This window comes from Cupriavidus sp. IDO (genome assembly GCF_000812465.1).
GTDB lineage: Bacteria > Pseudomonadota > Gammaproteobacteria > Burkholderiales > Burkholderiaceae > Cupriavidus.
Genome location: NZ_JWMA01000031.1, coordinates 1 through 11267 on the forward strand (window position 1 = coordinate 1; position 11267 = coordinate 11267).

The following is an 11267-nucleotide window of genomic DNA, read 5'->3' on the forward strand; positions in this document are numbered from 1 at the left end:
TGGCGTCTCGGTTGGATAACGGGAGCCGTATGAGGCGCGAGTCTCACGTACGGTTCTGCGAGAGACTCGGGGTGAAACCCCCCGGGTCTACTCACCAATCTTGACATGAAGCAAACAGGAGAGCGTAGTGCGGGAAAACCGCATGCTGCGTTCGATGAGGCGGGAGCTGGAAACGTGACTATGGTAGCCGGACTGCGGTCCATCGCGAAAGCGATGGGGAGACCACCGGAGCCTACCGTGCGCGCGCCAGTTCTCGACCCTACTGCAAATCTCGGCCGACCCTCTACGAGTCCCGGTGCCTCCGGTGGAACAGGAATGTGTCCCAGCGGACCCGGAGCGGATCGGTGCGAGCTGTCAAAACCAAACAGCTTCCACGAAATCCCGGGGCAGTTCAGCTAGTATGGGTGGGTACCCTTGCCGTAGACGAGTGCTATGCCAAACACATGTGCAAGCACAACGTTCAAGCCAGCGCTTGTTCCTCGGTCACCTTCGTGAGGAGAGATAGCCATGAAAGGATCATCCATCAAGGTCGGCGTCATCACAGACCAGACCGGTCCGCTCTCGTTCATGGGTATCGCCAATGCCAACGTCGCGAGGATGGTTATCGATGACATCAATGCAAAGGGTGGCTTGCTTGGGCGGCAGATCGAGTTGTTCCTCGAAGACAGCGAAACCACGGATAGCGTGGCGGAGGCCAAAGCGACCAAGCTGGTGCAGCAAGATCAAGTCGATGTGGTCTTCGGCGGCATTTATAGCTCCACGAGGCAGGCCATCAAAGGTCCGGCGGTAGTGCAGGGCAAGAAGCTCTACATTTACCCGGAGCAATACGAAGGGCAGGAATGTGACCCGCTCATCTTCTGTACCGGCCCGGTGCCTGCACAACAGGTCGAACCTCTCATTCCGTGGCTGATGCAGGAAACGGGGGCGAAAACATTCTATTTGCCGTCGGGCGACTATATCTGGCCGCACACGATGAACAGAAAGGTCCGTCAGGTGGTCACGGCTAATGGTGGCGAGATAGTCGGAGAGGAATACTTTCCCCTCGATCACGCCGACTATGGCGGGACCATTGACAAGATCATGTCCAGTGGCGCGCAGGTGGTATTCAACACGATCGTTCCGCCGGGGCTCACGCCATTCCTCGAGCAGCTTCATGACTCCGGGTTCGCGAAGCGAGGCGGACGCATCGTCTGCACATACTTCGACGAGAACTTCCTGAACCTGGTGCCAGTCGCACATGTGGAAGGTCTGTACAGTTGCCTCGACTACTACCACAACGTCAGCGATTCGTTCAGCAAGAACCTGGTTGGGCAGTACGACACGCTCTATCCGGGCTGTGCCAAGTTCACGGCTGGCAGTGCGTGTTCCGGGATGTACCGAGGGCTGAGGCTCTGGGAGGCTGCCCTGAAAGAGGCCGGCTCGCTAAAGCAAGATGATGTCATCAAGGCACTGGACCACGCGAGGATCGCCGAGGGACCGGGTGGTCCGGCCGAGATGGTGCCGGGCCAGCATCACGTCCGGATGAACATGTACCTTGCCCAGGCGCATAACGGTAATTTCAGGATCGTCAAGAGCCTCGGGGTCATCGATCCGAAAGAGTGCGTGCAGAGTGTTGAATAAGCCAATCCAGGGGATCGGGCCGCACGGAGGCCCGCAAGCCTTTCCGCGGCGACCCTCGCCGCAACCTGCCCGGCCAATGATTTTCTATTGCACCGATACACGAACTATTTTCGATTTCAGTGGCCAGGGCTTAGAGGCGAGAATCCAGATGCATGCGAGTGGTCCAAGCAGTGGGATCAGGGAAATGTAGGCATATAGATCACTGAAATGCGCTGCCTTGAACACAGTGCGGAATGGGATGAACCATGCCGCCTCGAAGGCGACGAATGCTAGCAAATAGACCATCGCTGTTTACCGGTGAGGTACTGACCCTGATCGGGACGCTGTTTGTTTATTGTGCGCCGCAACCTGATTTTACCTGCGCGATGTATGTGCCGATCCCTTCGAGGTAGGGGATTCCAAGTGATTGACCTGAACTCGAATTGCTCCCCGCCCACGAGCTTCGCCACAACCCCTAAGCCGATTAGCGCGCTGCCCGGATAGGCGGACCGGCCCAGTAGTGACACTTGCAGCCACCTTCGGGTGGCCCTTTTGTTGCCCGCTCGGAACGAGCGGGTGGAGCACACATGTCTGAGCCCATCAGCGGCGGTGCCGCTGGCGTAGGAAGCGGCGCCAGCATCTGCAAGATGCGCGGGCCAGTACCCTGACTACGACGTGTGGCAGGACCGGGTGATGGGGCCAGTCCTGCGGGCACTTAGGGATTGCGCGGCCCGTCATGGCACGACGGTGGGCGCTTGGCCTCACGCGTCGACGGCGATCGTGCGCCGGTGCCTGACGGCAACGCTCGGGTACCCCGGTTCCCCGGCGGCAGGCGTCGAGGACCGACTCTCCGTGTCATACCTGAAGCCCTCGGAGGGTATTGCACAGGGCCTGGTGGCCATGTCGCAGGCGACGCTGTATCGCGCGGCGGAGGATGCACGCTTTTACTGTGTCACCCCCCGCGGCAAGGCGCTGCGGGCTGGCCGCTCGCGGCATTGGTGGCCCGCCCGCGCAATGCACCGATGCGGCGACGCGCGCATCCGACCTCGTGGCCGCTAAAGCGATGCGATGAACTCCTTCCACGGAGTCCCTTGCAGGGTTTCGGTACCAGCGTGTCCATAAGCACGGATGATCAGGACCGCTCTTTCGAGTTGCTTCAGGTCATTCGACTCGACGATATCCACCACGTCGAACCGGCCCAGCGTAAGAAAGCTGTCCTTCCATGTAACAGCGGGGCATTCCGCCTTGATTTTCTCCGAGACCGTGGCGGCGAGCTGCTTCAGCTCATGTGGATCCTTGAAGGCGTTGGGAGACAAAGTGCTGAGGATGACGTACGTTGCCATGGAATACCTCCGTATGAACGGTTGCCCTCCATCGGGTACTTGCTGACGCACGCGACAACCCCGTCCACTGACGGCGCGTGCGCCGCCAATCGATTATAGGTTCGCGTGGGTGGCGCGCCGCCGCGCGCCACCCATGTCAGGCAGCCGCGCCTTGCGCGGCTAGCAGGTGAGGTGCAGGACCGCGTTGGTGCCGCCGGGGTGCTTCTCCAGCGTCGCAATGGCCTTGGCGGTGGGCGCAATAACCAGTTTTACGTGGCGATCCTTGGCCGCCTGCTTCACCTCGTCCATGACCGGCAATGCCCCGCTGCCGGTGCCAATCACCAGCCGGCTGCAGTTCCAGGGAATGTCTTCCCTGACCGACAGCGGCGTATGCCCGAAGGCCTCACGGAATGGCTTGGATGGCCCCTTCTTGCGCTTGCGGACCTTGCCTTGGTCGATGACCACGTCATGGTCGTACGTCACGCCATCAATGCAGATGGAGCCGAAGGAGAATGCCTCAAAGCGCATACGCACCTCCACAGTGGCCTTGCCGCGCGACTGACCGGCACGATCATTGTAGGTCGCCAGAGCCCGCCAGATTCCGCCAGCCCGATTTGCATCTGGCATGATCGTCGCCAAGAATCATTAATGTCACCCAACTGTTCGCAGGAGCATTAACCATGCCAGAGACCAGGATCACGGCGCATCTGCCGACCATCGATATTGAACTCATGCACCGCGAACTCCCCGAGCAGAACGCGGAGCTGATGACCGTGCAAATCAGGGCAACACCCTCGTTCGAGGCGATGGAGCGTTGGCTGGCGCAATCCGCCACGTTCGCGCTCGGGCAGCCCTTCGCATTGCAGTTTTGGACCGACATGCTGGGCCCCGCGTGGCTGCCATGGCTGGCCATGAATCCTGCGCTGGCGCTGTTCGTGCCGCGCGCCACTGAGGGCGGTTAAAAGCGTGCTCAAGGGGGGATCGCCACGAACCACGTCAGCCCGATCTCGTCGGTTTTACAAGGGGTTCCACGTTGCGCTGTTCGTGCCGGAGGTGATTGAGCAGGGCAAGCCAAACGGGCGCGTCCAAATCTCCGCGCGCAATGAGGCCATGGGCATCCGCTTATCGCCGGACTGGCCCCACCCGCCCGCAACGCTGCGGGAGGCAGAAGACTGGCTTTTTGCCTACGCGGCCGGGATCATCGATTGCGAGCTGGCTGGCGGCTTCGGCATTGATCTCAGGAACGAGTGAGTCAGCTACGCGACGACAGGTCTGCGGAAGCCGGTCGGGGCGTATCCTGCGCCTGGCGTGAATGGAGGTGTTCGCGGCGACTCTGACATGCCGTGCAGCGTATGGCGGTCGGGTACGCCTGCAAGCGGGAGAAAGGAATGGTCTGCTGGCAGTCGATACAGACGCCATACTGGCCGCTTCTCATCCGTGACCGGGCTGCGTCAATGTCGGCCAGTTGCATGCGATAGTGTTCCAACATCGCGTCGCCCTGGCGCTGCGCGGTCTTTTCGTCCGCCAGTTCACCTTCATCACGGTGTTCACGTTGCGTTGGCGGCACGACAGGCGAATCGGCGGTTCCGGCGACGGCACGGATGCGCGACTCCTCAGCGTCCATTTGTGCCGCCAACGTCGCCAACTCCTCCTTTGTCAGATCTTCCATGGTTGGCCTCTTGAGAAACATCCTGGGGATCGCACGCAGGCAGACCGTCCATTGGCCGGCATAGCAAATACCACGTGGCCCAGCACGACTACCACGTGCCATTGCCATGCCGGCGCCGCAGTCACGAATGCCTAACGGTGGCTGCTTGCCAGCGCGACGATAGCGCCAGTGGTTGCCGCGATGGCGGCCACGGTACCTATGCTTTGCCACGGATGCTCATGGACGTAGCGATCGGTCGTTGTTGCCCACTCGGAGACCCTGGTGCGGCTCTCTTCGCGCAGCGCTACGAGGCGGTCCTGCAGCGCGCGCTGCTGGGCTTTCAGTGCCTGGCGCCCAAGGCTGGTCCCTACGCCGGTTTCGGCTTTGACATCATGAAGAAGCGCCCGCACGTCGGTCATCAGCGCATCGACGTCGCGGGCCAATGCCTCCTTGTGCATGGAGAAATCGGATTGGATGTCGTTCATCTTGCCCTCCTGTTAGCGAAATCATCGCAGTGCGTCGCGCAGCACGACTGGCACTGTGTCAAATATAGGCTTGGCTTGACAGTCCGGCATAACAAGAAGCAAGCGACGACGAAGCGGCCCGGAAGCCGGCAAGAGGTCGCCATTCGCAGCTCTGAAGCTTCACATATTTGCGAATCCCGCCGACCTCTACCCTTGGCAACCGGAAGCCGGTGGAGGGAGCAGACCTGCGCTCGTGAATATGCGAAGCTTCACATAATTGCTTGCTAATTCCGGCCATCCTTCATGATCGCTTCCATCCGCTTAGGGTGGAAGACGTGGACGCTTACTGAGGAGGCAACGATGTTCCAACATATCCTGGTGCCAACCGATGGGTCGGCGCTCTCGGAAGACGCGGCCCGTATGGCGGTGCGGCTCGCCAAAGTGTTTCATGCCAAGCTCACCGGATTGCATGTTCTGCCGGAGTATCGTGTTTTCACCCACCGGATCGACATGCTGGAAGATGCAACAGAGCGCTACGCGCAGCTCGCCGAGCAGCATGCGGAGCACTACCTGGGCGTAATTGCCCGAGCGGCCAGGGATGCGTCAGTGGCGTACGAGGCGATCTGTGTCACGGGCGATCACCCCCATGAGGCGATCATCCGGACTGTCGAGGAACGCAACTGCGACCTGATCGTCATGGCATCGCACGGCCAAGCGGGCGTGCGCGGCCTCCTGATCGGGAGTGAAACCCAGAAAGTCCTGACGCACTGCAAGATCCCAGTGCTGGTGTTCCGCTAGTCGCGGCCGGCTGTCCATCACGGCTCGGGTAGAGCCCATGAGCACAGACGCCGGTGGCGATGAAGCCGACCACCAGCCAGGCGAAAGGCGGTGCGGCATGCAATGAGACTAGACTGGGGGATCGCCAAAGGCATTCCGCGCAAGCGCCTTCTCGAAATCCACTGTCCACGACGTGCCGCTTCCGGCCTGGAAGTGGTGGCGGAATCCAGTGGCCTTGGCTTCGACGGTCACCACTCGGGGTATATGGCCGGGCCCTCCGCCGGGAGGGTTCCCCTCATCCGCGACCACGACAAAGTCCTCCGGGATCCACTCGTACTTTTGGCAGGCTGCTTCGAAATCCTCCTGCTCATCGAGCGGAAACTCATCAAACAGCTTTCGAACCATGGTCACCTCCAATCGTTTCGATGCGCCGGCGGCGCCACAACGAGGTGGATGGGGGCCCAGACAGTCGCGGAAACAAATGTGCCGCATCTACGACGAGCCGCACAAACAGAAGGATAGGCGGTGGAGGGGGCGATAGAGCGGGCCTAGTCCACTGCGTCAGCCGAACCTCCAGGCGCCACGATATCGGGTAATCGTCCGAATCGTCCGACTTCTCGCGGCCCACTTCGACAAGTCCATGTACTTCAATGGTGGCAGAATGGTTTGTGCCCACTCTCCCGTCACTGGTTTGACGGGGAGGCACGCCCGCGAGGTTGACGACATTGTGCTGACCCTTACAGATGTCTCCAAGTCATATAACGGCGCCCGACCGCGCACGGTTCTCCGTGGAGTCAGTCTTGCACTGGACGCCGGCGAATATGTGGCCGTCATGGGTGAATCGGGAGTGGGCAAGTCAACGTTGCTCCATCTGATCGCCGGTCTGGATCGGCCCGACAGTGGCCGCATCCAGTTCGACGGACAGGATCTGGGCAAGCTGGACGACGATGCCGCAACCTTGCTAAGGCGTCGCAAGCTGGGGTTCGTGTTCCAAGCCTTCCACGTGCTGCCGAATTTGAGCGCGGCGCAGAACGTGGCGCTGCCGCTGCTGTTGAACGGCCTCGAGCGGAAAAGGGCGTCGGCGCGCGTCGCCGAAATGTTCGCCGCGGTCGGGCTTGAGGGGCGCGAAGACAGTCTGCCGCGGGAGCTTTCCGGCGGGGAGTTGCAGCGGGTGGCGATTGCGCGGGCCCTGGTACATCGACCAGTGCTGCTGCTGGCGGATGAGCCGACCGGCAACCTTGATCACGAGACCGCCGCGCGGGTGCTGAGCCTGCTGCGCGAACTGGTCAACGCCAACGGCACGGCCGCGATTATCGTCACGCACTCGCCACTGGCTGCGGTGACGGCGGATCGCATCTTGCAATTGACGCCAGGCGGATTGACGCCGCTGGGGCCAAAGCCGCCGATGAACGCGGCCGCCTGAGCCATGCAAACGCCGCGCTCACTCGGCCTTTTGCTACTCCTGGGCGAATTGCGCGCTCATCCCGGACGCGCGATCGTAGGCATCCTTGCCGTGGCCATCGGTGTGGCAATGGGCTATGGCGTGCACCTGGTCAACCACGCTGCGCTGGCGGAGTTTTCCCAGGCGGTGCGTTCGTTGATGGGGAATGCTGATCTGGAGATTCGCGGGCCGCGCATGGGCTTCGACGAATCGCTCTATCCGCGCATCGCGCGCCTGCCGGAGGTGGCGGCAGTCAGCCCGGTAGTGGAGGTCGATGCGGGGGTGCCAGGGCGCACCGGTGCGCTAAAGCTGCTTGGCATCGATGCTTTCCGGGCAGCGCCCGTGGCACCCAATCTGATCGGGCGGCCTGCAGAAGAGCGCGCGGGCAAGCTTGACGTGCTCGATCCCGACGTCGTGTTCCTTTCGCCGGCGGCGCTGAGCTGGCTCGATCTCAAGCCCGGGGACCCGCTCACCGTGCAAGTCGGGCTCACCACGCTTACGCTGCGTATTGCCGGCACGCTGCCGGCGGCGGGCGAGGGCCTGCGCCTGGGCGTGATGGATATCGGCGCGGCGCAGTGGCGCCTCGGGCGGCTTGGCCTGCTGCAGCGGCTCGACGTCAAGCTCAGACCGGGAGTGGACAGGGATAACTTTGCGCAAGCTTTGGCCGCGCTGCTGCCGCCAGGTGTGGTGGCGGGTTCGCCGCAGGACAACGTGCGCCGAACTTCCAACCTCTCACGCGCCTATCGGGTCAACCTGAACGTGCTTGCTCTGGTGGCGCTGTTCACGGGCGCCTTCCTGGTGTTCACGATGCAGGCTGTATCGGTCCTGCGGCGGCGCTCGCAGCTTGCACTGCTGCGCGCCTTGGGGGTGACGCGCGGTGGTCTGCTGCGGCTGCTGTTGGCGGAAGGCGCGGCTCAAGGCACGCTCGGCGCGATGCTCGGCCTGGCGCTTGGCTTCATCCTCGCTGCCGCGGTGCTCGGGTATGCGGGCGGCGATCTGGGTGGTGGCTACTTTGAAGGTGTAAAGCCCAAGGTCCGCTTCGACGCGCTGGCAGCGCTGATCTTCTTCGCGCTCGGCCTGTCGGCGGCCGTGCTCGGCAGTCTCGCACCGGCATGGGAGGCTGCCCGCGCGCGGCCGGCGCAGGCACTCAAGGCGGGCGATGAGGAGACACCGCTCAAGCGGCTACGCTCGCCGTGGACCGGGCTTGCTGCGATGGCAGCCGGGCTTGGGCTGACGCCACTGCGGCCGGTGGCGGATCTGCCGGTGTTCGGTTATGCGGCGATCGTGCTGCTGTTGGTGGGCGCCATCCTGCTGATGCCACGGCTGGCGCATCTTGTGTTCGGCTTGCTGCCCGCTTCGCGACAGGCCGTGCCGCAGCTTGCCCTGACCCAACTCGCCGGCGCACCGGGCCGGGCGTCTATCGCCCTGGCCGGCATCGTCGCCAGCTTTAGCCTGATGGCGGCGATGGCGATTATGGTGTCAAGCTTCCGCATCTCTGTGGACGATTGGCTGCACAATGTCCTGCCGGCCGACCTCTATCTGCGTGCTTCGTCAAGCGGCGATAGCGCGTATTTCTCGCCTGACGACCAAGCGGCCATCGCCAGCGTCCGTGGCGTTGCGCGTGCCGAGTTTCTACGTTCGAGCCAGATCCTGCTTGATCCCCAGCGTCCCCCCGTAACAGTCATTGCCAGGCCGATCGATCCGCGCAATCCGGGCGCACGGTTGCCGCTGACGGCTGCGCCTGTCGCGGCGCAGCCGGGTGATCCGCCCGCGGTATGGGTCAGCGAGGCAATGGTCGACCTCTATGGCTTCCGCCCGGGGCAACGTATCACGCTGCCGCTGCAGGGCCGGCCCGTCGCCTTCCTCGTAGGCGGCGTGTGGCGCGATTACGCGCGCCAGTATGGTACGGTGGTGATCAGCCAGGACGATTATCGCCGGCTCACGGACGAGCGGCGTGTCACTGACGTCGCCCTGTGGCTGGAGCAGGGCACCGGCCCGGCGCAGGTCAAGGAGAGGCTGCGCCAGCGCGTCGCCGGCGGTGAACACATTACCTTCGCCGAGCCCGGCGAGATTCGTACCATTACCCTGAAAATCTTCGACCGCAGTTTCGCCGTGACCTACCTGCTGGAGGGCATAGCGGTCGTGATCGGCCTGTTCGGCATCGGCACCAGCTTCAGCGCGCAGGCTCTGGCGCGCGCGCGCGAATTCGGCATGCTGCGGCATCTCGGCTTCATGCGTTGGCAGGTCGGCGCGATGCTGGCGCTGGAGGGCGCGTTACTGGCTCTGCTTGGCGTGGTAGCCGGTCTTGCGCTGGGATGGGTTATCGCAGTGATCCTGGTTCACGTTGTCAACCCGCAGTCGTTTCACTGGACCATGAACTTGCATGTGCCTTGGGCATTCCTGGCCGAGGTGGCGAGCGCGGTGGTGGCGGCGGCCTCGCTGGCTGCGCTGGCGAGCGGGCGGCAGGCGATGTCGCGAAGCGCCGTGCGCGCGGTGCAGGAGGATTGGTGAAGAGGCGCTCATTCCTGCTGTTGTTGCCCGGTTCCGGCGTGGCGGGCGCGGCGCTGGGCGCAGCGCCCGCTTATCCGCCAGTCGAGGCAGGCCGAAACCTGGCCTTCCCGCGCGACCACGGCGCGCACCCCGACTATCGTACCGAATGGTGGTATGCCACCGGCTGGCTGCAGACGCAGGCAGGAGCGCCGCTCGGCTTCCAGGTTACGTTCTTCCGCTCGCGCCCGCAGTTCGACCAGGCCAACCCAAGCCGCTTCGCGCCGCAGCAACTGCTGTTCGCCAATGTCGCACTGAGCGATCCTGCGGCCGGCAAGCTCCGACACGACCAGCGCGCAGTGCGCAGCGGCTTTGGCCTGGCGTTTGCCGATACTGCCGATACCGATGTGTACATCGACAACTGGTCGCTTCGCCGAGAAATGACGGGGCGCTACCGAGCCAGAATTCCCGCGCGGGATTTCACGCTCGATCTGACAATGGAGCCAACCCGGCAGTTGCTGCTACAGGGCGAACGGGGTTACAGCCGCAAGGGCCCTCTGGCGGCCCAGGCGAGCTATTACTACAGCCAGCCAGGGCTCAAGGTGAGCGGCACCCTGAAGCGGGGCAGCCAGCAGGAAACCGTGCACGGCACCGCCTGGCTGGATCACGAATGGTCGTCGACCTTGCTGGCCGACCAGGCCGTCGGCTGGGACTGGCTCGGCCTCAACCTGGATGACGGCGGCGCGTTGATGGCCTTCCAGATCCGGGACAAGGCGGGGCGCAAGTTCTGGGGAGGCGGCACCCTGCGCGGCGGCGACGGCCGCGTGCAGGTACTGGTTCCCGAAGATGTCAACTTCATGCCGGTGCGCCGTTGGCGCTCGCCTCGTACCGGCACCAGCTATCCGGTTGCCATGCGCTTGAACGCGGGCGATCTCACGCTCGAACTGGCACCGCTGATGGATGATCAGGAACTCGATAGCCGCGCGAGCACCGGCGCGGTCTATTGGGAGGGCGCGGTGACCGCATTGCAGGGAGGCAAGGCGGTCGGACGGGGTTACCTTGAACTGACCGGGTACTTCCAGCGCCTCACTCTTTGACTTGAGGCGCGGCCCCGGGCAAATGAAGCAGCCGGTCGAAGCGCCGCCGGCTCTGTCCGCCATACGGTGCCCTTCGTTATCCGCCGACGCCTGAGGCGGTATCGGCTGACACTCCGCCCCTCTGATGCAATCCCAATCCACGCCGTCCGGCGTTGCCGGATAGCAACCGGTTTGTGCCCTTCGGACCGCACGGCATGATGACGCTGGGACACATCCTGACTTTCACCTTGCGCCTGGTCCGTCTTTCACCTATTAATTTACCATCCATAGGGATGGTAACTGGCTGGCCAGCGGATGGTCTATAGATGATTTGACCGCTCCTTCCATCGCTTGCCAACGCTTAATGACGCAATGGCCCCCCACAAAGCCGACGCCGCACAACTGACAAACAAACCGAAGGCAGGTGATACCGAAAAAATCACCATCAACCTC

13 protein-coding genes are annotated in these 11267 nt (G+C 63.0%); 7 read left to right on the forward strand and 6 right to left on the reverse strand.

The window, feature by feature from the left end; translation table 11 throughout:
• Window positions 1-507: 507 nt before the first annotated feature.
• The gene (locus RM96_RS10290; protein ID WP_039010286.1) at window positions 508-1620 is read left to right on the forward strand and encodes a substrate-binding protein; all 1113 of its coding nucleotides are present in this window, start codon (window positions 508-510) and stop codon (window positions 1618-1620) included.
• Between the two features lie 1034 nt (window positions 1621-2654).
• Here RM96_RS10290 and RM96_RS10295 read toward each other — a convergent pair.
• Together RM96_RS10295 and RM96_RS10300 are read right to left on the reverse strand one after the other, a co-directional pair.
• Entirely contained in the window at window positions 2655-2942 is a 288-nt protein-coding gene (locus RM96_RS10295) for a GYD domain-containing protein (RefSeq protein WP_039010287.1), read from the reverse strand.
• 159 nt (window positions 2943-3101) lie between these two features.
• Window positions 3102-3560 carry an MTH938/NDUFAF3 family protein gene (locus RM96_RS10300; RefSeq protein ID WP_238587210.1) on the reverse strand — a complete coding sequence of 153 codons (459 nt, stop codon included), beginning with the start codon at window positions 3558-3560 and terminating at the stop codon, window positions 3102-3104.
• Window positions 3561-3601: 41 nt separating this feature from the next.
• Here RM96_RS10300 and RM96_RS10305 point away from each other — a divergent pair, with 41 nt between their 5' ends.
• Window positions 3602-3883, forward strand: a complete 282-nt coding sequence (locus tag RM96_RS10305) for a hypothetical protein (RefSeq protein WP_039010288.1) — start codon at window positions 3602-3604, stop codon at window positions 3881-3883.
• Window positions 3884-3887: 4 nt separating this feature from the next.
• Entirely contained in the window at window positions 3888-4172 is a 285-nt protein-coding gene (locus RM96_RS10310; RefSeq protein ID WP_039010289.1) for a hypothetical protein, read from the forward strand.
• 1 nt (window position 4173) lies between these two features.
• Here the strand turns inward: RM96_RS10310 and RM96_RS10315 are convergent, their stop codons facing one another.
• Entirely contained in the window at window positions 4174-4590 is a 417-nt protein-coding gene (locus tag RM96_RS10315; RefSeq protein ID WP_039010297.1) for a TraR/DksA family transcriptional regulator, read from the reverse strand.
• A gap of 131 nt (window positions 4591-4721) precedes the next feature.
• Complete coding sequence (locus RM96_RS10320; RefSeq protein WP_039010290.1) at window positions 4722-5054, reverse strand: DUF883 family protein; 333 nt, start codon at window positions 5052-5054, stop codon at window positions 4722-4724.
• A 339-nt stretch (window positions 5055-5393) separates the two neighbouring features.
• Here RM96_RS10320 and RM96_RS10325 point away from each other — a divergent pair, with 339 nt between their 5' ends.
• Window positions 5394-5831, forward strand: coding sequence for a universal stress protein (locus RM96_RS10325; protein ID WP_039010291.1), 438 nt, complete (start codon window positions 5394-5396; stop codon window positions 5829-5831).
• Window positions 5832-5939: 108 nt separating this feature from the next.
• Here the strand turns inward: RM96_RS10325 and RM96_RS10330 are convergent, their stop codons facing one another.
• Window positions 5940-6215: a hypothetical protein gene (locus RM96_RS10330; RefSeq protein WP_039010292.1), complete on the reverse strand. Its 276-nt coding sequence runs from the start codon at window positions 6213-6215 to the stop codon at window positions 5940-5942.
• A 322-nt stretch (window positions 6216-6537) separates the two neighbouring features.
• On the opposite strand from RM96_RS10330, the gene RM96_RS10335 reads away from it, so the two are divergent.
• The 3 genes from RM96_RS10335 to RM96_RS10345 are packed head-to-tail and all read left to right on the forward strand — an operon-like array spanning window position 6538 to window position 10835.
• A complete protein-coding gene (locus RM96_RS10335; RefSeq protein ID WP_039010293.1) occupies window positions 6538-7233 on the forward strand; it encodes an ABC transporter ATP-binding protein in 696 nt (231 codons plus the stop codon).
• 3 nt (window positions 7234-7236) lie between these two features.
• A complete protein-coding gene (locus tag RM96_RS10340) occupies window positions 7237-9762 on the forward strand; it encodes an FtsX-like permease family protein (protein ID WP_039010294.1) in 2526 nt (841 codons plus the stop codon).
• Window positions 9759-10835 (forward strand): lipocalin-like domain-containing protein, encoded by a 1077-nt coding sequence (locus tag RM96_RS10345; RefSeq protein ID WP_039010295.1) that lies wholly within the window; start codon window positions 9759-9761, stop codon window positions 10833-10835. The genes RM96_RS10340 and RM96_RS10345 overlap by 4 nt, the downstream gene beginning before the upstream one ends.
• A gap of 252 nt (window positions 10836-11087) precedes the next feature.
• On the opposite strand, the gene RM96_RS39935 is transcribed toward RM96_RS10345, so the two are convergent.
• A partial coding sequence (locus RM96_RS39935) for a hypothetical protein (RefSeq protein WP_238587212.1) occupies window positions 11088-11267 on the reverse strand: 180 nt, incomplete at its 5' end.